At 67.2% G+C, this 23,756-nt stretch carries 26 protein-coding genes and 1 pseudogene; 17 read left to right on the plus strand and 10 right to left on the minus strand.

Annotation, left to right across the window (positions count from 1 at the left end; genetic code table 11):
• Positions 1–62: 62 nt before the first annotated feature.
• On the plus strand, positions 63–344 hold the full coding sequence (locus tag DIE22_RS20410) for a DUF4148 domain-containing protein (RefSeq protein WP_124500110.1): 282 nt from the start codon (positions 63–65) through the stop codon (positions 342–344).
• 14 nt (positions 345–358) lie between these two features.
• The gene (locus DIE22_RS20415; RefSeq protein WP_124605985.1) at positions 359–586 is read left to right on the plus strand and encodes a hypothetical protein; all 228 of its coding nucleotides are present in this window, start codon (positions 359–361) and stop codon (positions 584–586) included.
• A gap of 491 nt (positions 587–1,077) precedes the next feature.
• Here DIE22_RS20415 and DIE22_RS20420 read toward each other — a convergent pair.
• Positions 1,078–1,285: pseudogene (locus tag DIE22_RS20420) on the minus strand (IS30 family transposase); the annotation flags it as partial.
• Positions 1,286–1,585: 300 nt separating this feature from the next.
• On the opposite strand from DIE22_RS20420, the gene DIE22_RS20425 reads away from it, so the two are divergent.
• The 11 genes from DIE22_RS20425 to DIE22_RS20475 all read left to right on the plus strand — a co-directional run bounded on the left by DIE22_RS20425 (position 1,586) and on the right by DIE22_RS20475 (position 11,805).
• On the plus strand, positions 1,586–2,806 hold the full coding sequence (locus DIE22_RS20425) for an MFS transporter (protein WP_124605986.1): 1,221 nt from the start codon (positions 1,586–1,588) through the stop codon (positions 2,804–2,806).
• 272 nt (positions 2,807–3,078) lie between these two features.
• Positions 3,079–3,480 carry a DnaJ family domain-containing protein gene (locus tag DIE22_RS20430; RefSeq protein ID WP_057925390.1) on the plus strand — a complete coding sequence of 134 codons (402 nt, stop codon included), beginning with the start codon at positions 3,079–3,081 and terminating at the stop codon, positions 3,478–3,480.
• Entirely contained in the window at positions 3,477–4,058 is a 582-nt protein-coding gene (gene tadA / locus DIE22_RS20435) for a tRNA adenosine(34) deaminase TadA (protein ID WP_124605987.1), read from the plus strand. The genes DIE22_RS20430 and tadA overlap by 4 nt, the downstream gene beginning before the upstream one ends.
• Before the next feature lie 108 nt (positions 4,059–4,166).
• A complete protein-coding gene (ldcA, locus tag DIE22_RS20440) occupies positions 4,167–5,105 on the plus strand; it encodes a muramoyltetrapeptide carboxypeptidase (protein ID WP_124500061.1) in 939 nt (312 codons plus the stop codon).
• Between the two features lie 307 nt (positions 5,106–5,412).
• Positions 5,413–6,117 carry a GntR family transcriptional regulator gene (locus tag DIE22_RS20445; RefSeq protein WP_124500062.1) on the plus strand — a complete coding sequence of 235 codons (705 nt, stop codon included), beginning with the start codon at positions 5,413–5,415 and terminating at the stop codon, positions 6,115–6,117.
• A gap of 149 nt (positions 6,118–6,266) precedes the next feature.
• Positions 6,267–7,751 (plus strand): NCS1 family nucleobase:cation symporter-1, encoded by a 1,485-nt coding sequence (locus DIE22_RS20450; RefSeq protein ID WP_124500063.1) that lies wholly within the window; start codon positions 6,267–6,269, stop codon positions 7,749–7,751.
• Between the two features lie 10 nt (positions 7,752–7,761).
• Entirely contained in the window at positions 7,762–8,598 is an 837-nt protein-coding gene (locus DIE22_RS20455) for an aspartate/glutamate racemase family protein (RefSeq protein WP_124605988.1), read from the plus strand.
• Between the two features lie 150 nt (positions 8,599–8,748).
• A complete protein-coding gene (puuE, locus tag DIE22_RS20460) occupies positions 8,749–9,702 on the plus strand; it encodes an allantoinase PuuE (RefSeq protein ID WP_124605989.1) in 954 nt (317 codons plus the stop codon).
• Complete coding sequence (uraD, locus tag DIE22_RS20465; RefSeq protein WP_124500065.1) at positions 9,699–10,220, plus strand: 2-oxo-4-hydroxy-4-carboxy-5-ureidoimidazoline decarboxylase; 522 nt, start codon at positions 9,699–9,701, stop codon at positions 10,218–10,220. Before puuE ends, uraD begins: the two co-directional genes overlap by 4 nt.
• A 62-nt stretch (positions 10,221–10,282) precedes the next feature.
• Positions 10,283–11,296 carry an allantoicase gene (gene alc, locus DIE22_RS20470; RefSeq protein ID WP_124605990.1) on the plus strand — a complete coding sequence of 338 codons (1,014 nt, stop codon included), beginning with the start codon at positions 10,283–10,285 and terminating at the stop codon, positions 11,294–11,296.
• Positions 11,293–11,805, plus strand: coding sequence for an ureidoglycolate lyase (locus DIE22_RS20475; RefSeq protein ID WP_124605991.1), 513 nt, complete (start codon positions 11,293–11,295; stop codon positions 11,803–11,805). Before alc ends, DIE22_RS20475 begins: the two co-directional genes overlap by 4 nt.
• A gap of 62 nt (positions 11,806–11,867) precedes the next feature.
• Here the strand turns inward: DIE22_RS20475 and DIE22_RS20480 are convergent, their stop codons facing one another.
• Complete coding sequence (locus tag DIE22_RS20480) at positions 11,868–12,860, minus strand: LysR family transcriptional regulator (protein ID WP_124500068.1); 993 nt, start codon at positions 12,858–12,860, stop codon at positions 11,868–11,870.
• 151 nt (positions 12,861–13,011) lie between these two features.
• Between DIE22_RS20480 and DIE22_RS20485 the strand changes: the two genes are divergently transcribed.
• Both DIE22_RS20485 and DIE22_RS20495 read left to right on the plus strand, forming a co-directional pair.
• Complete coding sequence (locus tag DIE22_RS20485) at positions 13,012–13,416, plus strand: RidA family protein (protein ID WP_124500069.1); 405 nt, start codon at positions 13,012–13,014, stop codon at positions 13,414–13,416.
• A 244-nt stretch (positions 13,417–13,660) separates the two neighbouring features.
• Positions 13,661–14,071: an ACT domain-containing protein gene (locus tag DIE22_RS20495; RefSeq protein ID WP_124500070.1), complete on the plus strand. Its 411-nt coding sequence runs from the start codon at positions 13,661–13,663 to the stop codon at positions 14,069–14,071.
• Positions 14,072–14,156: 85 nt separating this feature from the next.
• Here DIE22_RS20495 and DIE22_RS20500 read toward each other — a convergent pair whose 3' ends face one another.
• Complete coding sequence (locus tag DIE22_RS20500) at positions 14,157–15,350, minus strand: urate hydroxylase PuuD (protein ID WP_124500071.1); 1,194 nt, start codon at positions 15,348–15,350, stop codon at positions 14,157–14,159.
• A 52-nt stretch (positions 15,351–15,402) separates the two neighbouring features.
• Entirely contained in the window at positions 15,403–15,756 is a 354-nt protein-coding gene (gene uraH, locus DIE22_RS20505; protein ID WP_124500072.1) for a hydroxyisourate hydrolase, read from the minus strand.
• A gap of 511 nt (positions 15,757–16,267) precedes the next feature.
• Between uraH and DIE22_RS20515 the strand changes: the two genes are divergently transcribed.
• Positions 16,268–17,680: an 8-oxoguanine deaminase gene (locus tag DIE22_RS20515; protein ID WP_124500074.1), complete on the plus strand. Its 1,413-nt coding sequence runs from the start codon at positions 16,268–16,270 to the stop codon at positions 17,678–17,680.
• Positions 17,681–17,815: 135 nt separating this feature from the next.
• On the opposite strand, the gene DIE22_RS20520 is transcribed toward DIE22_RS20515, so the two are convergent.
• Both DIE22_RS20520 and DIE22_RS20525 read right to left on the minus strand, forming a co-directional pair.
• A complete protein-coding gene (locus DIE22_RS20520; RefSeq protein ID WP_006402708.1) occupies positions 17,816–18,745 on the minus strand; it encodes a LysR substrate-binding domain-containing protein in 930 nt (309 codons plus the stop codon).
• A 222-nt stretch (positions 18,746–18,967) separates the two neighbouring features.
• Positions 18,968–19,177, minus strand: a complete 210-nt coding sequence (locus DIE22_RS20525) for a dodecin (protein WP_059503232.1) — start codon at positions 19,175–19,177, stop codon at positions 18,968–18,970.
• Between the two features lie 134 nt (positions 19,178–19,311).
• Between DIE22_RS20525 and DIE22_RS20530 the strand changes: the two genes are divergently transcribed.
• Positions 19,312–20,205, plus strand: coding sequence for an NAD(P)-dependent oxidoreductase (locus tag DIE22_RS20530; RefSeq protein ID WP_124500075.1), 894 nt, complete (start codon positions 19,312–19,314; stop codon positions 20,203–20,205).
• Between the two features lie 77 nt (positions 20,206–20,282).
• Here the strand turns inward: DIE22_RS20530 and DIE22_RS20535 are convergent, their stop codons facing one another.
• The 4 genes from DIE22_RS20535 to DIE22_RS20550 form a co-directional block, all read right to left on the minus strand.
• On the minus strand, positions 20,283–20,729 hold the full coding sequence (locus tag DIE22_RS20535; protein ID WP_027784713.1) for a hypothetical protein: 447 nt from the start codon (positions 20,727–20,729) through the stop codon (positions 20,283–20,285).
• 343 nt (positions 20,730–21,072) lie between these two features.
• The gene (gene mscL / locus DIE22_RS20540) at positions 21,073–21,504 is read right to left on the minus strand and encodes a large conductance mechanosensitive channel protein MscL (RefSeq protein ID WP_034207569.1); all 432 of its coding nucleotides are present in this window, start codon (positions 21,502–21,504) and stop codon (positions 21,073–21,075) included.
• A gap of 234 nt (positions 21,505–21,738) precedes the next feature.
• The gene (locus tag DIE22_RS20545) at positions 21,739–22,926 is read right to left on the minus strand and encodes a tetratricopeptide repeat protein (RefSeq protein WP_124605992.1); all 1,188 of its coding nucleotides are present in this window, start codon (positions 22,924–22,926) and stop codon (positions 21,739–21,741) included.
• 78 nt (positions 22,927–23,004) lie between these two features.
• Positions 23,005–23,685, minus strand: a complete 681-nt coding sequence (locus tag DIE22_RS20550) for a PspA/IM30 family protein (RefSeq protein ID WP_124500077.1) — start codon at positions 23,683–23,685, stop codon at positions 23,005–23,007.
• Positions 23,686–23,756: the final 71 nt, after the last annotated feature.

The raw sequence follows: 23,756 nt of genomic DNA on the forward strand, positions 1-23,756 counted from the left end.
GCGGTCACGCCGGCGGCGCATCGACGATGCGTCTTCATCGAACCGTTCTCAGGAGTTTCATCATGAATCGCAAACTGATCGCAGCCGCACTGCTCGCCGTCGTCGTCGGAACGCCGGTCGCCGCTTTCGCACAAACGTCGTCGTCCGGCGTAACCCGCGCCGACGTGATCGCCGATCTCGTTCAGGCACAACGCGATGGCACCGTGCCCACGTCAAACTCTGACTATCCGCCGAGCGCGGCGACGGTCGCACGCAATCGCGAGCTCTACGCGATCGCGCACGGAGAACAGCGCACCGCCACGGCCGCTGCTACAACGTCCGTATCGACCGCGAGTGCGCAATGAAGCGGAGGCGCGCGATGAAGCTCCATTCCCGGCTGGGCGTCGCGGCGTTGCTCGCGGCGACGGCCGCGCTGGCCTTTGCGCGCGGGCAGCCGAATTTGCCGAGCGACGACGGCGGTCGTGCCAGTGTGCTCCGCGAGCTTCATCCGACGTGGGCGTCGGATGACTCGCGGTCGCGGACCGCATCCGCCTCGTCGAAGGACGTCGGCAAGACGGACAGGCACGCCGCGACATGGCGAATCTGAGACTGGTCGTCACGGGTTGAATTGCCGATGTATGGCCCGGATTGGATGCTTGGTTGACTTGCCACTCCGAATTGCGGATTGGGCGCGCCTGAGATCCTTTCAAAGTACGTATATCGGGGTCCGCGCGACCATAAGAAGGCTGTTGCTGCATGCGGACTGCGCTCGAGTGCGGCAACGGCGCCCCGTTATCGAACCATTTTTCAATGCGTTTATTAAGTATTCTTTACCAATCCATACGCCAGATCGAACCATCTGAACCGTCGATGCTCAATTTCCCGGCAGAAGGCGCCACATCGCGTGGCGCTTTTTCCGCATGGATGCCGCTTACGCTGCTTTCCCCGCAGCAGATGTTGAATTCCTTCAAAATCCCTAATCGGGTCCGTAGGTTGTCGCTTCATCAATCTGATTCCCATTACATCTGATGGGAATCAGATTGTCCGTGTCGCACCCTCACGACAGACGGCAGATATCACTTTGAACGGCGCTTGCCGAGGCCCGGAAATTTCACGGCCATCAGCGTCGCGAACCTTGCTCTCCAAACCGTCTTGCGCATAGCGGCGCAGCCGTAGGTCAGTCACCAGTTTCCACGGTTTGGGTCTTTTGACAAATCAGTTCCGCCTTCCACTGCGCAACCGAAGCCCGATACTCGAGCTGGCCGCTACAAGTTGCAGCGTTACGTGTCAGTTCCCTGGCGACCGTTGTGCGCATGGCGGACCAGGCCGGACGCTTCCGGGCCGAGGTGTCCGTCGCGGGGCGGCCGCTGGACAGCCGCTGGACAGCGACCGCGTGCCCATCACGCCGAATCGGCCTGACGCATGTCGGGCGCATCGTCGCCGGCAGCCGGACCTTCGCGCGCGCTTGTGCCGCGCGTGTCGATTTCCCGCTACGTCGTTCGTCGTATTGATATCGACCGGGCTGACCGGGCGCCCGCGCCCGCGCGCGGCCGGAGCCCGGTTTTCCCCATCGATGCCGGTACGACGCAGAGAAAGGAGATGCCAGATGCCTGATTCCCGCTATCGCTGGGTGATTGTCGCTGCCGGCGGCCTGATGGGCTGCATCGCGATCGGCGCGATGTTTTCGCTGCCCGTGTTCCTGCGGGCCATCGCACGCGACACCGGCTGGTCGATGACCGGCATTTCCGCCGCGATGACGCTCGGCTTCATTGCAATGGCGTTCGCGAGCATCGGCTGGGGCAGCCTGTCGGACCGCATCGGCACGCGCGCGGTGGTCGTGACGGGCGCCGTGCTGCTGTCGGCGAGCCTGGCGCTCGCGAGCCGTGCGCCGTCGCTGCTCGCGTTCCAGCTGATGTTCGGGCTGGCCGTCGGCGGCGCGACGGCCGCGGTGTTCGCGCCGATGATGGCATGCGTGACCGGCTGGTTCGACACGCACCGCAGCCTCGCGGTATCGCTGGTGTCGGCGGGCATGGGCATGGCGCCGATGACGATGTCGCCGCTCGCGGCCTGGCTCGTGTCGGGCCACGGCTGGCGCACGTCGATGCTGTTGATCGCCGCGCTGGCCGCCGTCGTGATGATTCCGGCGTCGCTGCTCGTGCGCCGTGCGCCGGCGCTCGACGGGCCGCACGTCGAGCCGGCGCCTGCAGGTGGGCCCGCGACCGCGCCGCTGTCGGTCGGCGGCGCGCTGCGTTCGCCGCAGTTCATCGTGCTGCTGCTGACCAACTTCTTCTGCTGCGCGACGCACTCCGGCCCGATCTTCCATACGGTCAGCTACGCGGTGACCTGCGGGATCCCGCTGATCGCGGCTGTGTCGATCTACAGCGTCGAGGGGCTCGCCGGCATGGGCGGGCGCATCGCGTTCGGACTGCTGGGCGATCGCCTCGGCGCGAAACGCATGCTGGTGGCGGGGCTGCTCGCGCAGGCGCTCGGCGCGCTCGGTTACTACTTCGTGCGCACGCTCGACGGGTTCTACGCGGTCGCGACGCTGTTCGGCTTCATCTATGCCGGCGTGATGCCGCTCTACGCGGTGCTCGCGCGCGAGAACTTCCCGCTGTGGATGATGGGCACCGTGATCGGCGGCTGCGCGATGGCCGGCAGCCTCGGGATGGCGGCGGGGCCGGTCGCCGGCGGCCTGATCGTCGATGCGCTGGGCAGCTACGGCTGGCTGTACCTCGGATCGTTCGCGATCGGCATCGGCGCGTTCCTCGTCGCGATGATGTTCCGGCCGTTTCCCAAGAAGGAGCGGTCGCAGCCGGTCGCCGCATGACCCGGCGGCGACGAAACGGCGATTTCGGCGAAACGACGTGCGCCGATCTGCCCGGACGAAAATAAAAAACGGGGTCGGACATCGCCCGTTCAAACCGCGCCAGATCCTCGCTGAGCCTGCTGCGGCGCAGCACAGCGGCAAGTCGCGGCGTTCGGCACGCATGCGCATCGATTCGGCCCCTAAAAAAACCGATGTCGAGCAACCCTTCGAAGGGCCTGTCATCCGCGCGTCACCCTGCTAGAATTCGGCTGCCGCATTGTTCCGATTGACTGATGAGACTGCTTGACGCACTGGTCGAACAACGAATTGCCGCCGCCGCCGCGCGGGGCGAGTTCGACGATTTGCCGGGTACCGGCGCGCCGCAAGCGCTGGATGACGACCTGCTCGTACCCGAGGAGGTGCGGGTGGCTAACCGTATCCTGAAGAATGCGGGCTTCGTGCCGCCGGCCGTCGAGCAACTGCGCGCGCTGCGCAACCTGCAGGACGAACTGCAGGCGGTCAGCGACCGCGCCGCACGCTGTCGGCTGCAGGCGAAGATCCTTGCCCTCGACATGGCGCTCGAATCGCTGCGCGGCGGCCCGATGGTGATGCCGCGCGACTATTGCCGGCGCATCGCGGAACGTCTGTGCGAGCGCGGGCTCGACGACGTGCCCGCCGAAGCGGGGCCGATGTGAGCACCGACGCGCTGCACGATGCGGCAGCCGAATCCGCTGCCGCTTCCGATTCTCCCGTTCCCGAAGCCGCGCCCGTGTCGGCGCGCGACCTGCACTTCATGCGTCTCGCGCAGGCCGCCGCCGAAGAGGCGCGCGCGGCCGGCGAAGTGCCGGTCGGCGCGGTGCTCGTGCGCGGCGACGAGGTGATCGCACGCGGCTTCAACCATCCGATCGGCGGGCACGACCCGTCGGCCCATGCGGAAATGGCGGCGCTGCGCATGGCCGCGCAGCATCTGCAGAATTACCGGATGCCCGGCTGCGAGCTGTACGTGACGCTGGAGCCGTGCCTGATGTGCGCGGGCGCGATCATGCACGCGCGCATCGCGCGGGTCGTCTACGGCGCCGCCGACCCGAAGACGGGCGCGTGCGGCAGCGTGATCGACGCGTTCGCGAATCCGCAGCTCAACCACCACACCGACGTGACCGGCGGCGTGCTCGCCGACGAGTGCGGCGCCGCGCTGAAGTCGTTCTTCGCGGCGCGCCGCCGCGCGTTGCGTGAAGCACGGCGCGCCCGCGACGCCGAATCCGGCGCGTCATAAGCGTTGCCGCCGCGCCCGTCGCCCGGAGCGGGGCGGCCCGCACGGTTCCGTGAACCGGAGACGGTTCGGACCCTCTAAGCAGGTTTGACGACCCCGATACCTTTCGCCATGTCCTTCCAGTCCGCCGCGTCGTACACCATCCGCCTGCTGGCACCGTCCGGTTATCCGCATGATCCCGATGCGATCAATCGTGCGCTTGAACGCCTGAGCGGCGCGCAGCATCGGATCGAGAACATCGAGGCGACGCAGCGCCGCTTTCAGCGTTTCGGCGGGACCGACGGCGAGCGGGCCGGCGACCTGAACCGCCTGGCGGATCCGGAGCGCGCGCTGCCGGACATCGCGCTCGCGGTGCGCGGCGGCTACGGCGCCGCGCGCATCCTGCACGGACTCGACTATCGCGGGCTCGAGCGCCGCCTGCGCGACCAGCCGATCGTGCTCGTGGGTCACAGCGACTTCACCGCGGTCCAGCTCGCGCTATACGCGAAGGCGCGCATCAAGACCTTCGGCGGCCCGATGCTGTCGGCCGACTTCGGCGCGGAAACGCCGAGCGACTTCACGATGCGGCACTTCTGGCAGACGCTGTCGCAGCCGACCACGACGATCATCGCCGAAGCGCCGCAGGTGCAGACCGTGAACGTGACGGGCACGCTGTGGGGCGGCAACCTCGCGATCCTCACGTCGCTCGTCGGCACGCCGTACATGCCCGATATCGAAGGCGGCATCCTGTTCGTCGAGGATGTGAACGAACAGCCGTTCCGGATCGAACGGATGATCTACCAGCTGCACCTGTCGGGGCTGCTCGCGCGCCAGCAGGCGCTCGTGCTCGGGCAGTTTACCGGCGCGCGGCCGTTCGAGTACGACAACGGCTACGACATGCAGGCGATGATCGACCAGGTGCGCTCGGTGGTCGGCATCCCGGTCGTCACGGGGCTGCAGTTCGGTCACGTGCCGGACCTGCTGACGCTGCCGTTCGGCGCGCAGGCGCAACTCGTCGCGAATGCGCACGGCTTCCGGCTGACGCTGTCGGACTATCCGCATCTCGGCTGAGCCGGGCAGGTACCATCGAAAGGCGGGGTTTCCCGCCTTTTTCTTCAAGTAAATGTGCAACTAACGGTCAGAAATTTTCGTCGGCATCAATCGGATGGCGTCGTCGCATGCACCATTTTTGTCAACAAAATGACCGGGAGGGTATACACCGTGAGCCGCCTTGGATAAGCATGGGAGCCTTGATGTGCCTGGATTTCGTGCGCCGCGCACGGATCTGGTACGACGGGGTGCACACCAATTGTGCGCATTTCCGGAAAAGAATTGTTGACAATCTTTATGTCCATCCTAGGATGAGGACCATCACACGATGCAGATCATGAACGAGCCCGATTCCCATCCGTCCGGCACCGCCGGTCCCGAAGCGATCGCCGAGCGGATTCGCACCGCGATCCTCGAGCATCGGCTCGCGCCCGGCGCGAAGCTGACGGAGGCGCAGCTCTGCGACGTGTTCGGCGTGAAGCGCGGGACGATCCGGCAGGCGCTCGCGCAGCTCGCGGCCGACAAGCTGGTCGATCTCGAGCCGAACCGAGGGGCATTTGTCGCGAGTCCGACGCTGCAGGACGTGCACGAGGTGTTCGAGATGCGCAGGATCATCGAGCTGGCGGTCGTCGAGCGGCTCGCGACGGGACCGGGCGCGAAGCGGCTGAAGGGCGTCGCCGCGCTGATCGACAAGGAACGCAAGGCGTTCGAGCGGCACGACTTCGCAGCGTGGATCCGCCTGTCGGGCGAATTCCATACGGCGCTCGCGGCGCTGATGGGCAACGCGACGCTCTGCGAGTGCCTCGACGGGCTGGTCGCACGCTCGACGTTGATGTCGGCACTGTACGAATCGCACGGGCGCAGCCCGTGCTCGTTCGACGATCACGACGAGATCCTGACCGCGCTGGAGGCGGGGGATCCGAAGCGGGCGGCGGCGCTGATGGCGCACCACCTGCAGCATGTCGAACTGAAGATGCTGGACCGGCCCGCGCAAGGGCAGGTCGATTTGCGCGAAGTGTTCGGCGGCGCCTGAGCGGCGACGCGAACCGGCCCGCGCGCCATACGACGAGAGCAATGCAGGCCGGCGGTTCGCGCCGCCGGCCGCCAGTCCGACTCCGGGAAACGATCCGGAGCGATATCGATGGCGGTGGAGCGGCCGTTCGGCCGCGTCAAGGAGAAGTCATGGCTCAGTTCAGTGTGGCGCACGACAGCGCGTATCCGGCGGAAGAAGGCGGCGAGGGCGGCGGCCCCGCGATGCCTGACGGTTACAGTCAACGTTTGTATAACGAAGATTTGGCACCCCTGAAGAATCAGACATGGGGGGCGTACAACATCTTCGCGTTCTGGATGTCGGACGTGCACAGCGTCGGCGGCTACGTGTTCGCGGGCAGCCTGTTCGCGCTCGGGCTGACGAGCTGGCAGGTGCTGATCGCGCTGATCGTCGGCATCACGATCGTGAACCGGCTGTGCAACCTGATCGCGCGGCCGAGCCAGCAGATCGGCGTGCCGTATCCGGTCGCGTGCCGCGCGACGTTCGGCGTGCTCGGCGCGAACGTGCCGGCCGTGATCCGCGGGCTGATCGCGATCGCGTGGTACGGCATCCAGACCTATCTCGCGTCCAGCGCGCTCGTGATCGTCGTGCTGAAATTCTTTCCGCAATGGCTGCCGTATGCGGACGTCCATCGCTACGGTTTCCTCGGGCTGTCGGCGGTCGGCTGGGCCGGCTTCATGCTGCTGTGGGTGCTGCAGGCGTTCGTGTTCTGGAACGGGATGGAGACGATCAAGAAGTTCATCGACTTCGCGGGCCCGGCCGTCTACGTCGTGATGTTCATCCTGGCCGGCTACATGGTGTGGCGCGCGGGCTGGCGCAATATCGGCCTCAACCTCGGCGGCGTCAAGTATCACGGCGCGGAAGTGATTCCGGTGATGATCACGGCCGTGTCGCTCGTCGTGTCGTACTTCTCCGGGCCGATGCTGAATTTCGGCGACTTCTCGCGCTACTGCCGCTCGTTCGGCGAGGTGAAGCGCGGCAACTTCTGGGGGCTGCCGGTCAACTTCCTCGCGTTCTCGCTCGTCACGGTGATCACGACGGCCGCGACGCTGCCGGTGTTCGGCGAACTCATCACGGACCCCGTCGAAACGGTGGGCCGCATCGACCATCCGACCGCGGTGATTCTCGGCGCGCTGACGTTCACGATCGCCACGATCGGCATCAATATCGTCGCGAACTTCGTGTCGCCCGCGTTCGACTTCTCGAACGTCGCGCCGCGGCTGATCAGCTGGCGCGCGGGCGGGATGCTCGCGGCCGTCGCGTCGATCTTCATCACGCCGTGGAACCTGTTCAACAACCCGGCCGTGATCCACTACACGCTCGACGTGCTCGGCGCATTCATCGGCCCGCTGTACGGCGTGCTGATCGCCGACTTCTACCTCGTCAAGCGCGGCCGGCTCGTGCGCGACGACCTGTATACGATGTCGGAGCGCGGCACCTACTGGTACACGGGCGGCGTGAACCGTCGGGCGCTCGCCGCGCTGCTGCCGGCCGCGGTGATCGCCGTCATCTGCGTGATGGTGCCGGGCTGGCAGGCCGCCGCGAACTTCTCGTGGTTCATCGGCGCGGGGCTCGGTTTCGTGTTCTACCGGCTGCTCGTGAGCACGAAGGCCTGAGGCGCGCGCGATGAAGATCAAGCTGATCAATCCGAACACGACGCAGCGGATGACCGATGCAATGGGCCGCTGCGCGCGCGAAGTCGCGGCGGCAGGCACGGAGATCGTCGCGGTGAGCCCGCCGATGGGGCCGCCGTCGATCGAAGGCTATTACGACGAGGCGCTGGCGACGCCCGGCCTCTTGGCCGAGATCGCGCAGGGCGAGCGCGACGGTTGCGATGCGTACGTGATCGCGTGTTTCGGCGATCCGGGCCTTTATGCGGCGCGCGAGGTCGCGCGCGGGCCGGTGATCGGGATCGCCGAGGCGGCGATGCACGCGGCGAGCGTGCTCGCGCCGGGCTTCTCGGTCGTCACGACGCTCGCGCGCACCTGCGGGATGGCATGGCATCTCGCCGAGCGCTACGGGATGAAGCGGTTCTGCCGCAACGTGCGCGCGACCGACGTCGCGGTGCTCGAGCTCGACCGGCCAGGCTCGGCCGCGCGGCGGATCATCGTCGACGAATGCCGGCGCGCGCTCGACGAGGACGGCGCCGACGCGATCGTGCTCGGCTGTGCGGGGATGGCCGAATTCGCGCACGAGATCGAGCAGCAGATCGGCGCGCCGGTGGTGGAAGGCGTGACGGCAGCCGTCAAGTGGGCCGAGGCGCTCGTGGCGCTGCGCCTCGCGACCGCGAAGCGCGGCGACTATGCGCGGCCGCTGCCGAAGCGCTACGACGGCGAATTCGAGCGTTTCAGCCCGCCGGACGACGCCTCGGCGGCCGTGCCGGGGGCCGCCCCGGCGCGCAGCGGGATCGCCGCACCGGAACCGATCCCGACTTTGCCGCAACCGCACATACACGCCGTCTGACATGCACTATCTGCGCGGCTGTATGGGCGCGTATGCACCTTTTCGCTACACTGGGCCGTCATCGCATCGGCCCGCGCGGCCGGCCTCCGGCACCCGCGCGGGCCGATGCGAACCCATTATCCCAGCAAGCTATCGCCGCACTTCGAACCCATGTCACTCGATCCCAACTATCCTCGCGACCTGATCGGCTATGGCCGCCATCCCGTGCAGGCGAACTGGCCCGGGCGTGCCCGCGTCGCCGTGCAATTCGTCCTGAACTACGAGGAGGGCGGCGAGAACTGCGTGCTGCACGGCGACCCGGGCTCCGAGCAGTTCCTGTCCGAAATTGTCGGCGCGGCCGCGTATCCGGACCGCCACATGAGCATGGAGTCGATCTACGAATACGGTTCGCGTGCCGGCGTGTGGCGCATCCTGCGCGAATTCGAGAAGCGCGGGCTGCCGCTGACGGTATTCGGCGTCGGCATGGCGATCGAGCGCCATCCGGAACTCGCGCGTGCGTTCGTCGAGCTCGGTCATGAGATCGCGTGCCATGGCTGGCGCTGGATCCACTACCAGGGCATGACGCCCGAGCTCGAGGCCGAGCACATGCGTCTCGGGATGGAGGCGATCGAGCGCGTGACGGGCGAGCGTCCGCTCGGCTGGTACACCGGCCGCGACAGCCCGAACACGCACCGTCTCGTCGCGGAATACGGCGGCTTCCTGTACGACTCGGACAACTATGGCGACGACCTGCCGTTCTGGATGGACGTCGAGGTGTCGGGCGGCGGCACGTCGCCGCAGCTGATCGTCCCGTACACGCTCGATACGAACGACATGCGCTTCGCGACGCCGCAGGGCTTCAACACCGGCGATCACTTCTTCGATTACCTGCGCGACGCGTTCGACGTGCTGTACGCGGAGGGCGACGAGGCGCCGAAGATGCTGTCGATCGGCATGCACTGCCGTCTGCTCGGCCGTCCGGGACGTTTCCGCGGGCTGCAGCGGTTCCTCGACCACATCGAGAAGCACGATCGCGTATGGGTGACGCGCCGTGTCGATATCGCGCGTCATTGGCGTGAGCATCATCCGTATCAGCCCAATCATCGAAACGAAGGGAAAGCATGAAGGCGATGCGTTACACGTTGGATCAACTGAACACGATGGCGCCGAGCGCATTCGTCGCGGCGCTGTCGGGGATCTTCGAACATTCGCCGTGGGTGGCCGAGGTTGCCGCGGGCGAGCGGCCGTTCGCGAGCATCGACGCGCTGCACAAGACGATGTCGAATGCGGTCGAGACGGGCGGCGAAGTGCGCCAGCTCGCGCTGATCAACGCGCACCCGGAGCTGGCCGGCAAGGCCGCCGTGCGCGGCGAGCTGACGGCCGAGTCGACGCGCGAGCAGAGCGGCGCGGGTCTCGGCCAGTGCACGCAGGAAGAATTCGACAAGCTGCTGACGCTGAACCGCACGTATCGCGAGAAGTTCGGCTTCCCGTTCATCCTTGCGGTGCGCGGCTATGACCGGCACGGCATCATCGCGAACTTCGAGTCGCGCGTGAATCATTCGCGCACCGAGGAACTGCGCACGAGCCTCGACCAGATCTACCGGATCGCGCGCTTCCGCCTCGACGACCTGATCGACGCCTGACCCCGCAACACGGCCTGCTGCATCGCAGCGGCCCGATCGCTTTACTGAAACAAGGAAACATCATGGCTGTTCCGCTTCTCGATCCCGATGCACCCGATTTCACGCGGCGCTACGTGAACCTCGCCGACCCGCGTCTCGGCGCGCAGGCGCTCGAGGCCAGCGACGACTTCTTCGCGCCGAAGGACCGGATGCTGAACCCCGAGCCGGCCGTGTTCATCCCCGGCAAGTACGACGACCACGGCAAATGGATGGACGGCTGGGAGACGCGCCGCAAGCGCACGACCGGCTATGACTGGTGCATCGTCAAGCTCGCGCGGCCGGGCGTGATCAAGGGTTTCGACATCGACACGAGCCACTTCACCGGCAACTTCCCGCCGGCCGCGTCGATCGAGGCCGCGTTCGTGGCCGACGGCGCGCCGACGCATGCGACCGAGTGGGTCGAGATCGTGCCGTCGACTACACTGCAGGGCAACAGCCATCACTACGTCGCGGCGAGCGACGCCCGCGCGTTCACGCACCTGCGGGTGAACATCTATCCGGACGGCGGCATCGCGCGCCTGCGCGTGTACGGCCAGCCGCAGCTCGACTGGGCCGGCGCGAGCGCGACCGAGCGGTTCGACCTCGCGGCGATGGAGAACGGCGGCTACGTGGTGGCCGCGAACAACCAGCACTTCGGCGTCGTGTCGAACCTGCTGCTGCCGGGCCGTGGCGTGAACATGGGCGACGGCTGGGAAACCCGCCGCCGCCGCGAACCGGGCAACGACTGGGCGATCATCGCGCTCGCGCAGCCGGGCGTGATCCGCAAGATCGAAGTCGACACCGCGTTCTTCAAGGGCAACTATCCGGACCGCTGCTCGATCCAGGCCGCGTACGTGTCGGGCGGCACCGACAGCTCGCTGATCACGCAGTCGATGTTCTGGCCGGTGCTGCTCGGCGAACAGAAGCTGCAGATGGACAAGCAGCACGACTTCGAACACGAAATCGCATCGCTGGGCCCGGTGACCCACGTGCGCCTGAACATCATTCCGGACGGCGGCGTATCGCGCCTGCGTCTGTGGGGGACGCTCGACAAATGAAGACGCTTGCCATCGAACCGCTGACCCGGGAAGCGTTCGCGCCGTTCGGCGACGTGATCGAAACCGAAGGCGCGAAGCAGATTCCGATCAACCTCGGCACGACGATCCGCTTTCACGATCTCGCGACAGTCGACGTGACCGACGAAGACGGCCGCACGCTCGTCAACCTGTTCCGCGGCCAGCCGCGCACGCTGCCGTTCGAGGTCAAGATGCTCGAGCGCCATCCGCTCGGCAGCCAGGCATTCGTGCCGCTGAACGACCAGCCGTATCTCGTCGTCGTCGCGCCGGCGGGCGATCTCGATCCGTCGAAGATCCGCGCGTTCGTGACGAGCGGGTGGCAGGGCGTCAACTATGCAAAGGGCGTGTGGCATCACCCGCTGATCGCGCTGGGCGGCGTCAGCGACTTCATCGTCGTCGATCGCGGCGGTGACGGCCTGAACCTGAACGAGCAGGACCTGCAGGAATCGCTGTGGCTCAGCGAGGACGCGCTGGATGCGCTGACGGCCTGAGCGTTCGGCTCGCGCAGTCATGACGGCGTTCGACGAAACCCGCGCACGGTGCGCGGGTTTTTTTATGCACCGCCGTGCCGGATGCGCGCACGACGCGTGCGCGCGCCGGACTTGCCGTGCATGTCGCCGCCGCTGCGGCGCCTGTCGGCGAGCGGCGCATGCTGCGCTGTCAGTTCGGCGATCCAGTCGATGAACACGCGCAGCTTCGCGCTGATGTGCCGGTTCGGCGGGTAAGCCACATACATCGGCATCGGATCGAGCCGCCAGTGCTCGAATAGCGGCACCAGCGCGCCATGCGCACGGTGCCGCTCGGCCATGTAGTCGGGCAGCCACAGGATGCCGAGACCGGCGAGGCCGGCCTCGAGGTACGCGTTGCCGTCGTCGACCGCCAGCACGTAGCGCCCGCGCACGTTGATCCGCTCGCCGTCGAGTTCCATCGCATACGGCAGCGCCTTGCCGGTGCGCGCCCACAGAAAGCCCACGATCCGGTGATGCGTGTCCTCGAGCTCCGCCGGGTGCGATGGCGTGCCCGCGCGCGCCAGGTAGTCGGGCGATGCGTAGACGCCGAGCCGCAGGTCGCCGACGCGGCGCGCGACCAGTGCCTGGTCCGCCGGCTCGCCGCCGCGCACGACGCAGTCGACGTTCTCGCCGATCACGTCCACCACGCGGTCGCTGACGCCCATGTCGAGCTGGATGTCCGGATAGCGCGCGTGGAACGCGGGCAGCGCGGGAATCAGGATCAGCCGCGCGAACGGGCTCGGCACGTCGACGCGCAGCCGCCCGCGCGGCGACGCCGACGCGCCCGACAGGCTCGTCTCGGCGTCGTCCATGTCGGCGAGCAGCCGCACCACGCGCTCGTAGTAGGCGGCGCCGTCGGCCGTGACGACGACCTTGCGCGTCGTGCGGTTGAACAGCTTCACGCGCAGCCGCGCTTCCAGCTGCTGTACCAGCTGCGTGACGGTGGTCCGGCTCATGTGCAGCGTCCCGGCCGCCTTCGTGAAGCTGCCGGCCTCCACCACGCGGGCGAACGCCTGCATCGCGTCGAATCGATCCATCGGGTCTGCGCTCCGCGTCGCTCGGAAATTGTTTGGGTTTCGCAAACAGTGCTGGACACGGTTGCCTGTTTATCGATCAGGCAGCGGTCCTTAAAGTGCCTCCATCGTTGAGACCGGGGCGGTTTGCCCCATCGATGAATGGAGGATTGGCATGACGAAGCGTAGCGCAGTTTTCCCACCCGGGCGCCGGGCGCTGTACGAGCGTAACCGGTATTCACCGGCCGTGAAGTCGAACGGTTTCCTGTTCGTGTCCGGCCAGGTCGGCAGCCGCGACGACGGATCGCCGGAGCCGGAACTCGGCGCTCAGGTGCGGCGCGCGTTCGAGAACCTGAACGCGGTGCTGCGCGCGGCCGGCTGCACGTTTGACGATGTCGTCGACGTGACGGTATTCCTCGTCGATCCCGAAGCGACCTTCGAGCGGATCTGGCAGATCGTTCCCGAGTATTGGGGCGACGCACCGCATCCGACGCTGACCGCCGTCGGCGTGACCTGGCTGTACGGCTTCCAGTTCGAGATCAAGGTGATCGCCCGGCTGCCGGAGACGGTCGACGGGTGAGCCGGGCTCGACCGCGCGATTGCTTGCCGTGTCGGCGGCGCGCCGCGGCGCGACCGGCGGCTCCCGTTCGTCCGCGCGATGCAGCAGCGCGGCAAGCGACGTTGAATCGGACGGCGTCGGCGTGTCGAACCGGCGCACGGCGATCTCCGGCGTCCGCGTGTTCATCACGACGGCGCCGGCCATCACGCGTGCTATCGTGCCCGCATTGCCACCCGACGACGTCCATGCCGGGCGATTCCCGCCGATGAGCCAACCTGAAAACGACCTCGCGACCCTGTTGCGCACGATGCAGCCCGAGCTGCATCCGGGCGCGTATGCGTTCGTGTCGCTGCCGAACGGCACCGACGTATCGTTATCCGAAACGATCGCCACCTTCCAGGAAGCCGAAGGGCTGACGGTGATCGTCAGCGAGGAAACGGCCGCCCGCCGCGGCTGGCCCGTGCTGTTCCGCGCCGCGTGGATCACGCTGACCGTGCATTCCGACCTGCAGGCGGTCGGTCTGACGGCCGCGTTCGCGCAGGCGCTCGGCGCGGCCGGCATCAGCTGCAACGTGATGGCGGCCGCGTGCCACGACCACATCTTCGTCGCATTCGGCGACGGTGCGCGCGCGCTCGACGCGCTGATCGCGCTGCAGCGCGACGCGTCGCGCGGCTGACGCACGCTTCCGCCGCACGCAAAAAAACGGGCCCGTTTCCGGGCCCGCGAACGGAGAGGGGGCCGACGCGCCGGCACGCGGCAGCTTACTTCGTCGCGCCACCCTCGAACCACGCGGCGAGCTTCACGCGCTCGTCGTCGGTCATGTGCGTGACGTTGCCGATCGGCATCGCCTTCAGGCGCACGGCCTGTTCGTAGATACGCTGTGCGTTCTTCGACACTTCGTCCGGCGTGTCGAACATCACGCCGGCCGGCGCGCTGCCCATCAGCGTCGGCTTGGCCGAGTGGCACTCGACGCAGCGCTGCTGCAGGATCGGCATGATGTCGTTGATCACGATCTTCGGCGCGTTCGCCGCCTGCGCTTCCGGCGCGACCGGCTTCGGCATCGTCCATACCAGGGCGCCCGACAGCAGGGCGACGCCGCCGATCGGCAGGTACCACAGCTGCTTGCCGCGGTGGCGCATCACGAAGAACTGACGGATCAGCGCACCGGCCAGCATGATCAGCACGAGCACGACCCAGTTGAACTTGTTCGTGTACGTCATCGCATAGTGGTTCGACAGCATCGCGAACACGACGGGCAGCGTGAAGTACGTGTTGTGCACCGAGCGCTGCTTGCCGCGCTTGCCGTAGATCGGGTTCGGCTCTTCGCCCTTGAGCATCTTGTCGACCATCTTGCGCTGGCCGGGGATGATCACGAAGAACACGTTCGCCGACATGATCGTCGCGAGCATCGCGCCGACGATCAGGTATGCGGCACGACCGGCGAAGATGTGGCAGGCGAGGTAGGCGGCGGCGACGACGTAGAGGCCGACGCAGATGCCGAGCACGCGATCGTTGGTGCCGAGGAGGCGGCACAGCGAGTCGTAGACGATCCAGCCGGCCGCGAGGAAGCCGAGCGCGGATGCGACGGCGACCACCGGGCCCATGTCGAGCACGCTCTTGTCGATCAGGTACGTGTTCGGTGCGAGCAGGTACAGCACGAAGAACAGCGAGAAGCCCGACAGCCAGGTCGTGTACGACGGCCACTTCGACCAGTGCAGGTCATCCGGCATTTCCGGCGGGGCGACCGTGTACTTCTGCATGTTGTAGAAACCGCCGCCGTGGACGTGCCACAGTTCGCCGAACACGCCGCGCTTGCGCTGGTTCGCGTCGGCAGGCGGTTTCAGGCTGTTGTCGAGCGCGACGAAATAGAAGGACTCGCCGATCCACGCAATGGCGACGATGACGTGCAGCCATCGCAGCGCGAGGTTCAGCCAGTCGGTGATGAAGCCTTCCATGAAACTCCTCCAGACTCAGATCGTTGTCTTGATGCGGGCAGCCGATACGGTGTCAGCTGCCGCGATAGGTGCTGTACGACCACGGCGACACGAGCAGCGGCACGTGGTAGTGCGATGCAGTGTCGGCGATGCCGAAGCGCAGCACGACGCGGTCGACGAAGCGGGGTTCGGGTACCTTCACGCCGAGCGACGCGAAGTAGTCGCCCGCATGGAACACGAGTTCGTATTCGCCGGCGGCGAGCGCGGCGCCTTCGAGCAGCGGTTCGTCGCAGCGGCCGTCGCTATTGGTCAGCACGGTCTTGATCGCGCGGCGCGAATCGCCGTCCAGCGCGTAGAGGTCCACCTTGATGGACGCGCCGGGACGGCCGTGCGCCGTATCGAGTACGTGGGTAGTGAGCTTTCCCATTCGCAATTGTCCTTGTGTGAATGCGAGGTTCGGCGGCGACTCGATCCATTGACTGTGCGGCGGATCGAGGCTCCACGTCACGTGGCTACATACCCGTCGGCGAGATTGAAGCGAGCGCCGTGCAGGCATTGTAAAAAGGTTCCCCGCGCAAATACGGGCGCGATATCGAAGATAATGCGCCGCGCATGAGCCGCTGTCGACGGCGTGCCGGGAGCGGTCCGCCGCCCCGGATTCCCGCGCCCGGCGGGCCGCGGGCGGCGTACCATATCGAATCCGTGAAGCACGGTATTGCGGATCGCGCATTGTGCGCCGCGCGCGCTTGGGCGATGCTGCCGCCGTGCGCGTCGGCCTTCGAGCCCGCGCGTACCCCGAAGACGGCATTCACGCCGGGTAACCGGGCCAGCGCGTTCGAACGGACGCAGGCACCGGGGCGTGCCGCGCATCAGCGTTCGAACGGCCTTGTGAGCGTCTCCGGGAGCGGTTCCCGGGGGCAGAACGACGCGGAGAACGCATGAACCTCGAGCAGCACGCCGGCGCACGCGCGCCGCACCCATCCTCATCCCGCCCGAAAACCCTGCTGGTCAAGCACGCCGACGTGCTCGTGACCATGGACGACACGCGCCGCGAACTGCGCGACGCGGGGCTTTACGTCGAAGACAACCGGATCGTCGCCGTGGGACCGAGCGCCGAGCTGCCCGATACGGCCGACGAAGTGCTCGACCTGCGCGGCCACCTCGTGATCCCCGGGCTCGTGAACACGCACCATCACATGTACCAGAGCCTCACGCGCGCGGTGCCGGCCGCACAGAACGCCGAGCTGTTCGGCTGGCTCACGAACCTGTACCGGATCTGGGCGTACCTGACGCCGGAGATGATCGAGGTGTCGACGCTCACCGCGATGGCCGAGCTGCTGCACTCGGGGTGTACGACGTCGAGCGACCATCTGTACATCTACCCGAACGGCAGCCGGCTCGACGACAGCATCGGCGCCGCGCAGCGGATCGGCATGCGCTTTCACGCGAGCCGCGGCGCGATGAGCGTCGGCCAGCGCGACGGCGGGCTGCCGCCGGATTCGGTCGTCGAGCGCGAGCCCGACATCCTGCGCGACGCGCAGCGCCTGATCGAGACCTATCACGACGAAGGCCGCTACGCGATGCTGCGGGTGGTCGTTGCGCCGTGCTCGCCGTTCTCGGTAAGCCGCGGCCTGATGCGCGACGCGGCCGTGCTGGCGCGCGAGCATGGCGTGTCGCTGCACACGCACCTGGCCGAGAACGTCAACGACATCGCGTACAGCCGCGAGAAGTTCGGGATGACGCCCGCCGAATACGCGGAAGATCTCGGCTGGGTCGGTCACGACGTGTGGCACGCGCACTGCGTGCAGCTCGACGACGCGGGCATCGGCCTGTTCGCGCGCACCGGCACCGGCGTCGCGCACTGTCCGTGCTCGAACATGCGGCTCGCATCGGGCATCGCACCGGTGAAGAAGATGCGTCTCGCGGGTGTGCCGGTCGGCCTCGGCGTCGACGGTTCCGCGTCGAACGACGGCGCGCAGATGGTCGCGGAAGTAAGGCAGGCGCTGCTGCTGCAGCGGGTCGGCTTCGGGCCCGATGCAATGACCGCGCGCGAAGCGCTCGAGATCGCGACGCTCGGCGGCGCGAAGGTGCTGAACCGCGACGATATCGGCGCGCTGAAGCCCGGCATGGCCGCGGACTTCGCCGCGTTCGACCTGCGCCAGCCGCTGTTCGCGGGCGCGCTGCACGATCCGGTCGCGGCGCTCGTGTTCTGTGCGCCGTCGCAGACGGCGTACACGGTGGTGAACGGGAAGGTGGTGGTGCGGGAAGGGCGGCTCGCGACGCTCGACCTGCCGCCCGTCATCGAGCGCCATAACGCGCTTGCGCAGGCCCTCGTGGAGGCGTCGCGCTGACGCACGGGCCTGGCGGGTCGCGCCGCGCGCCGCGGATCGGGCGCGCGGCGGTGGCCGCACCCGCCATACACCACCCGCCATACGCCGCGCCAGGCCGCACCGCAACGGCATGGCCGGCGCGCGCGTCGTGCGCGATTACGGCTCGATCAGCGTGCGGGTCGCTTCGGCGACGAGGCCGCGCAGCCAGCGCACTTCGTCGGAGTAGTGGCAGCGCTCGTGCCACAGCTGGTAGTACTGCATCGGCGGGAAGTCGAGCGGTGCCGGCACGACCGACAGCGGCAGGAACTTCGCGTAATGATCGGCGAACAGGCGCGTCGTCGTGAAGATCAGGTCGGACTTCACCAGCACGTACGGTGCGAGGTTGAAGTATGGCAGCGTGACGACCACGTGGCGCTTGAGCCGCTCGCGCGCGAGGTGCACGTCGATCGCGCCGCGCTGGCCGACCGAGTACGGCGTCGGCGCGAGATGCGGCGCGTTCAGGTACTGATCGAGCGTGAGCCCGCCGCGCTTCGCGAACGGATGCGTGTTGCTCATCAGGCAGACGATTTCGTCGACGAACAGGTTCGACAGGTGCAGCTGCTCGGGCGGCTCGGGCCAGTTGCCGACGACGATGTCGAGCTTGCCGTCTTCCAGCGCGAGCTCGTAGTCGAACGCGGGGCCGAGCGAGTGGAATTCGAGCGTCGCATTCGGTGCGGCCTGACGGAAGCGTTCGACGACGGTCGGCACGAACAGCACGTTCAGGTAGTCGGGGCAGCCGATCCGGTAGCAGCGGATCGACGTGGCCGGGTCGAAATTGTGCTGCTGGAACTTGATGCGCTCGATTTCGCGCAGCGCGTTCTGCACCGGCTCGAGCAGGCGCAGCCCGTATTCGGTCGGGACCATGCCGGACTTGCCGCGCACGAGCAGCGGGTCGCCGGTGATGTCGCGCAGGCGCCGCAGCGCGGCGCTGATCGCCGGTTGCGACTGGTTCAGTTTGACGGCCGCGCGCGTGACGCTGCGCTCCATCAACAAGGTGTGCAAGACGCGCAAGAGGTACGTGTCGATCGCCTCGCGTTGCTGACTCATGATATCTCCGTTTATATGTCCAGGCTGATCGAGGGGCGGGTGGGGTATATGGTTTTTAATATGAACCAAAGTCAGCGTCAAGAGATGGATACCCGCAGACGTCCGCCGGCCGGGCCTCGACAAGGGTCCGAACGGAGCGGAATGCAGGTGTGCGCGGCGCCGCGCGGACGCGCATTGCACGCGTCCGGTGGCCGGGGCGCCGCGCGTGGCGCGCGCGGCGCGTCAGTCGTCGATGCGCATGCCGACTTTCAGCGTGACCTGCCAGTGGATGACCTGGTCGCCTTCGATGTGGCCGCGCGTTTCGGTCACCTGGAACCAGTGCAGGTTATGCAGCGTCTTGCCGGCTTTCGAGATCGCGTTGCGGATGGCGTCGTCGCACGATTGCTGCGACGAGCCGGTCAGTTCGATCAGCTTGTAGACGTGGTCGCTCATGATGCGCTCCCTGGGATGTCGGTGTGTGCGGCCGGGCAAGCGGCGGGCCCGAAGCGGCGCCGCGCGTGTCCGGCTTCTTGAGTGATAGGTATGATGGGCGGCAAGTGCAACCCCAACTGGAGACGAGGAACATCGTGGAAGTCGGATTTTGCGGACCGGGATTGATGGGCGCGCCGATGATTCGGCATTTGCTGGCGGCGGGCCATCGGGTCAGCGTATGGAACCGGACGCGCGGCAAGGCCGAGGCGCTTGAAAAAGACGGCGCGCAGGTGGTCGACACGCCGCGTGAGCTGGCCGAGCGCGTCGACACGGTGTTCGTGTGCGTGCTCGACGGCCGCGCGGTCGGCGACGTCGCGTTCGGCGAGCACGGGCTCCTTGCCGGCGATGCGCATGCGCGCCGCTTGAAGCGCATCGTCGATCATTCGAGCATTGCGCCTGCCGCGACGCGCGACTACGCGGCGCGCGCGGCCGCGCTCGGCGTGGGCTGGATCGACGCGCCGGTGTCGGGCGGCGTGCCTGGCGCGCAGGCCGGCACGCTCGCGGTGATGGCGGGCGGCGGCGCGGCCGACCTCGACACGGTGCGGCCGCTGATCGACACCTACGCGTCGCGCATCACGCACATGGGCGCCGCAGGCGCGGGCCAGACCGCGAAGCTGTGCAACCAGGCGATCGTCACCGCGACGGTGACCGCGATCGCGGAAGCCGTCGGCCTGGCACAGGCGAGCGGCATCGACGCCGCGCGTCTGGCCGACGCGCTGGCGGGCGGGTGGGCCGATTCGGTGCTGCTGCAGACCTTCGTGCCGCGCATGACGTCAGGCGGCCATCCGCCGATCGGTGCGCTGAGCACGTTCCAGAAGGACGTCGATGCGATCGCCGACGCAGCGCGCGACACGGGCGCCGTGATGCCCGTATCGGCCACGGTGCAGCAGGTGCTGCGGCTGGGCGCCGCGCAGGGGCTCGCCGGTGCCGATTTCGCCGCGTTCATCGACATCGTCCGGCCCGGCAACGGGCGCGGGGCGGCACGGTGATCGCGCAGCGGCGGTGAAGCGGGAAGCCTGAATGGCCGATGGGCCGCCCGGAGGCGGCCCATCGTGTCGGTGTCGGTTCAGCCGAGTGAGCGCGGTGTCGTGTCGCCGGCGTTCTGGCGCCCGAGCCCGCCGCGCAGGCTCGCCTTCGTGCCTGCACCAAATTCGGGCAGGATGCGCGCGCGGGCACGACTCGCGAACACGAGGAAGCCGAAGCCGTTCGCCTCGTACCAGTATCCGCCGTTCTCGAGGCCGTCGAGCGGTTGTTCGAGCGCGTTGGCGATCGATTCGATGCAGCGCTTGCGCAGTTCGGCGATGGCCGGATAGGGCGGCTGTGCGCCGCGCACGCTGCACAGGAGCACGTCGAGGCCGGGCAGCACATGCGCGTAGAGGACAGGTTCGTCCTGCGCACGGGCGCGGGCAATCTTGGTGTCGAGCTGCGCGAACGGTTTCGAATGGCGCAATACCGCGAGGAAGGACTCCTGGCCATCCTGTTGCGCACGTCGACGTTTTTTCGGGAAGGACATAAACACTCGCCTCAAAAACAATTGCAAGAAATGCGGCACTTTCATGCGACCCACTCCCGGCTATGTACGCCGCATGTCGATCCTTTATAGCACACGAAAATGCTGCACTCGTGCGGTACGACGATCAATGTCTCCCGTCGACCCGCTTGCCACGATGATCGACACAGCCAGCGTCTTGGCGCCCGTACTGTCGTTTAGTCTCCATCATAGACCTGCTTTTCCCGCGCGTGCATTCGCGCGTCACAAAAAAGTGAGACAGGCATCGCGCGATGCGTGCACGATGCGTGCCCATGAAAAAAAGCCCGCACTTGGCGGGCCCGGCAGACGCGGCGTGGCGCGGTGCTCAGCGCTGCTTGAGCGAATCGCGGATCTCGCGCAGCAGCACGGTGTCTTCCGGCGTCGCGGCCGGCGCGGCCTCTTCCGGCTTGCGCAGCTTGTTGATGAATTTCACCATCAGGAAAATGATGAACGCGAGGATCACGAAGTTGATCGCCACGGTGATGAACGAGCCGTAGCCGAATGCGGCGACGCCTGCAGCCTGCAGGTCCTTGAACGAATCGGGATTACCCTTGAACGACGGGGGGATGGTGCCGAGCAGAACGAACTTGTTCGAGAAATCCAGACCACCGGTCAGCACGCCGATGACCGGCATGATGAGGTCTTTCACGACCGAGTCGACGATCTTCGAGAATGCGCCACCGATGATCACGCCGACGGCGAGATCCATCACGTTGCCTTTGACGGCGAACTCCTTGAATTCCTTGATTATGCTCATGAGCGGCTTTCTCCTGATTGGGGCGAGGGGAGGCGTGCCGCGACGCGCGGGGCTGCGAAACGTCGGAGGGGGTCGGAGGCACGCCGATGGCCGCATGATAGCGAACGTACCCCATTGCCGGTAGCCCATCTTGAAATGATTGACAAATCCGGCTGCCGGCGCGAGTGGAAATGAAAGCGGGCGCGGCGTGAAGGGCGGGCGTCGCGCGAAGTGTCGATGCCCGCGTGCGAATGCTCAGGTGTTGTCGTCGGTCCAGCCGTCGTCGTTGCTGCCGAGATCGACACCGCCGCCGTTGCCGTCGCTCCAGTTCGAATTGTCGCCACGACCGAAGTCGAAGCCCGGATCGTTGTTCTCCTGCCGCCGGCGCTGGTCGTCGACGATCACGTCGCGTTCGACCACGCGCTCGCGGCCGCCGGACATCGCTTCGCCGAGTAGCACGCCGGTCAGCAGCCCGCCCATTCCGCCGCCGAAACCGCCGCCTTGCTGGACCACGACGGGCGGCTGCTGTTGCGGATACGGTTGCGGCGGGTACGGCTGCTGCGGGTACGGTTGCTGCTGATACGGCTGGCCTTGCATGCCGGTCACGCGATCGGCTTCCTGCGCATACGCGGAGCCGCTGCCGTTCGCCGGCGCAGCGGGTCGCGCGCCCGGGTCGGGACGGCCTTCGACGCGTGCCTTCACGCTCGCATGCCGCTGTTCGAGTTCGTCGATGCGATAGGGCGGCACCGGATTCTTGCCGTTCGACAGCGCTTCGACGAGCGCGCGCGCGTCGGTCTCGATGCCTTCGAGCTCGCCGGTGAGCGCGGTGGCGCCGGGCGCCGTCGACAGCTTCGCGTCGAGTTTCAGCGGACGGATGTCGTTCAGCACGTCGGTCGCGCGCTTCAACTGCGTGCGGCGTTCGTCGTCGGCGCGGCTGTCGTCGGCCGAGCGCGCGCGCCGCAGCGTCCAGCGCAGCACCAGTGCAATGATCGCGACGATCAGCCCGATGCCGATCCACATGCCGGTCGACGGACCGTGTTTCGCGACCGGCGCGGCCGGTGCGAGCGACGACTGCAACGAACCGCTCTGCGTGACCGACGGTGCGTTGCCGCTGACGCGCGCGGCGTCCGCGCGAATGCGCGATTCGGTCTGCGCGAAGCGCGACGCGTCGGTGAAGCGCAGTTGCGGATCGAGCGACTTCGCCTGTTGCAGTTGCGCGAGCGCGTCGGACGCGCGGCCTTCGCGGTCCAGCACCTGTGCGTACAGGTAGTGCGCATGCGCGTTGTTCGGATGGGCAGCGATGACTTGCGACAGCTGCGTGTCGGCGCGCTGCCAGTCGCGTTGTGCGATCGACTGCTCGACTTGCTGCAGCGACGGGACCGCAAATGCCGCGGACGACAGCAGCATCAGCGAGAAGCCGAGTGCGGCGAGAGATTTCTTCATGGTCGAACCGGGCGCGAGCGCCCGTCTCCTGACGATCGGTGCGCGCCGCGGGCCCGGCGGGCCGCGGCGCGGTTGCCGTTACTGCGCGGGCGTGTCGAGCTGCTTCTTCAGCGCGGCGAGGCGGTCCTCGACCGACGGGCCCTTGTTCAGCGCGGCGAGCTTGTCGTCGAGCGCCTTGCCGCTCGACGTGTCGGCCGAATTCAGGCGTGCGTCCGAGCGTGCGTTCTGCAGCGCGACCTTGTCCTCGAGCTTCTGGAAATCCTCGGACAGGTTCTTGCCGCCGATGCCGCCCAGCGCGCTTGCCGCGACGTCCTTCGCCTGCGCAATTTCCTGCTTCGCCTGCAGGATGTTCGAGCGTGCGTTCAGGTCGTTGCGGCGCTGGCGCATGTCGGCGATCTGCCCCTTCAGCTTGTCGACCGACGGTTCGAGCGTCGTCAGCTCGGCCGCGAGCGCGTCGCGCTCGGCTTCCGCGTTCGACTGTGCGGCGAGCGCCTCGCGTGCGAGCGCTTCGTCGCCGGTCTGCAGCGCGCGCTTCGCGCCGTCCTCGTACTTCTTCACCTTGTCGTCGGCCGCATCGCGCTTGCTGCGCTGGGTCGCGACTTGTGCCTCGATCTCGATCAGCGAATTCTCGGCACGGCCGATGCTGTCGTCGAGCTCCCGCACGATCTGCCGTGCGTCGCGCGACGGATCCTGTACCGAGTCGGCCGCATCGTTCAGCAGGCCCTTGATCGTGCGCGAAACAGAGTCGAAAAGCGACATGAAATCCTCCGTGGTTGAAAGGCGCCGCGTGAGCGCGGCAGTGCCCGTCGCGAATCGGTTCCGACCCGCGT

Origin of the sequence: Burkholderia sp. Bp9142, from assembly GCF_003853415.1 — a bacterium.
Classification (GTDB): Bacteria; Pseudomonadota; Gammaproteobacteria; order Burkholderiales; family Burkholderiaceae; genus Burkholderia.

Excerpts from the sequence above, each read along its gene's own strand:
- DIE22_RS20410 (WP_124500110.1), top strand. The coding sequence starts at position 63 with ATGAATCGCAAACTGATCGCAGCCGCACTGCTCGCCGTCGTCGTCGGA.
- DIE22_RS20415 (WP_124605985.1), top strand. The coding sequence starts at position 359 with ATGAAGCTCCATTCCCGGCTGGGCGTCGCGGCGTTGCTCGCGGCGACG.
- DIE22_RS20425 (WP_124605986.1), top strand. The coding sequence starts at position 1,586 with ATGCCTGATTCCCGCTATCGCTGGGTGATTGTCGCTGCCGGCGGCCTG.
- DIE22_RS20430 (WP_057925390.1), top strand. The coding sequence starts at position 3,079 with ATGAGACTGCTTGACGCACTGGTCGAACAACGAATTGCCGCCGCCGCC.
- ldcA (WP_124500061.1), top strand. The coding sequence starts at position 4,167 with ATGTCCTTCCAGTCCGCCGCGTCGTACACCATCCGCCTGCTGGCACCG.
- DIE22_RS20445 (WP_124500062.1), top strand. The coding sequence starts at position 5,413 with ATGCAGATCATGAACGAGCCCGATTCCCATCCGTCCGGCACCGCCGGT.
- DIE22_RS20450 (WP_124500063.1), top strand. The coding sequence starts at position 6,267 with ATGGCTCAGTTCAGTGTGGCGCACGACAGCGCGTATCCGGCGGAAGAA.
- DIE22_RS20455 (WP_124605988.1), top strand. The coding sequence starts at position 7,762 with ATGAAGATCAAGCTGATCAATCCGAACACGACGCAGCGGATGACCGAT.
- puuE (WP_124605989.1), top strand. The coding sequence starts at position 8,749 with ATGTCACTCGATCCCAACTATCCTCGCGACCTGATCGGCTATGGCCGC.
- uraD (WP_124500065.1), top strand. The coding sequence starts at position 9,699 with ATGAAGGCGATGCGTTACACGTTGGATCAACTGAACACGATGGCGCCG.
- alc (WP_124605990.1), top strand. The coding sequence starts at position 10,283 with ATGGCTGTTCCGCTTCTCGATCCCGATGCACCCGATTTCACGCGGCGC.
- DIE22_RS20475 (WP_124605991.1), top strand. The coding sequence starts at position 11,293 with ATGAAGACGCTTGCCATCGAACCGCTGACCCGGGAAGCGTTCGCGCCG.
- DIE22_RS20480 (WP_124500068.1), bottom strand. The coding sequence starts at position 12,860 with ATGGATCGATTCGACGCGATGCAGGCGTTCGCCCGCGTGGTGGAGGCC.
- DIE22_RS20485 (WP_124500069.1), top strand. The coding sequence starts at position 13,012 with ATGACGAAGCGTAGCGCAGTTTTCCCACCCGGGCGCCGGGCGCTGTAC.
- DIE22_RS20495 (WP_124500070.1), top strand. The coding sequence starts at position 13,661 with ATGAGCCAACCTGAAAACGACCTCGCGACCCTGTTGCGCACGATGCAG.
- DIE22_RS20500 (WP_124500071.1), bottom strand. The coding sequence starts at position 15,350 with ATGGAAGGCTTCATCACCGACTGGCTGAACCTCGCGCTGCGATGGCTG.
- uraH (WP_124500072.1), bottom strand. The coding sequence starts at position 15,756 with ATGGGAAAGCTCACTACCCACGTACTCGATACGGCGCACGGCCGTCCC.
- DIE22_RS20515 (WP_124500074.1), top strand. The coding sequence starts at position 16,268 with ATGAACCTCGAGCAGCACGCCGGCGCACGCGCGCCGCACCCATCCTCA.
- DIE22_RS20520 (WP_006402708.1), bottom strand. The coding sequence starts at position 18,745 with ATGAGTCAGCAACGCGAGGCGATCGACACGTACCTCTTGCGCGTCTTG.
- DIE22_RS20525 (WP_059503232.1), bottom strand. The coding sequence starts at position 19,177 with ATGAGCGACCACGTCTACAAGCTGATCGAACTGACCGGCTCGTCGCAG.
- DIE22_RS20535 (WP_027784713.1), bottom strand. The coding sequence starts at position 20,729 with ATGTCCTTCCCGAAAAAACGTCGACGTGCGCAACAGGATGGCCAGGAG.
- mscL (WP_034207569.1), bottom strand. The coding sequence starts at position 21,504 with ATGAGCATAATCAAGGAATTCAAGGAGTTCGCCGTCAAAGGCAACGTG.
- DIE22_RS20545 (WP_124605992.1), bottom strand. The coding sequence starts at position 22,926 with ATGAAGAAATCTCTCGCCGCACTCGGCTTCTCGCTGATGCTGCTGTCG.
- DIE22_RS20550 (WP_124500077.1), bottom strand. The coding sequence starts at position 23,685 with ATGTCGCTTTTCGACTCTGTTTCGCGCACGATCAAGGGCCTGCTGAAC.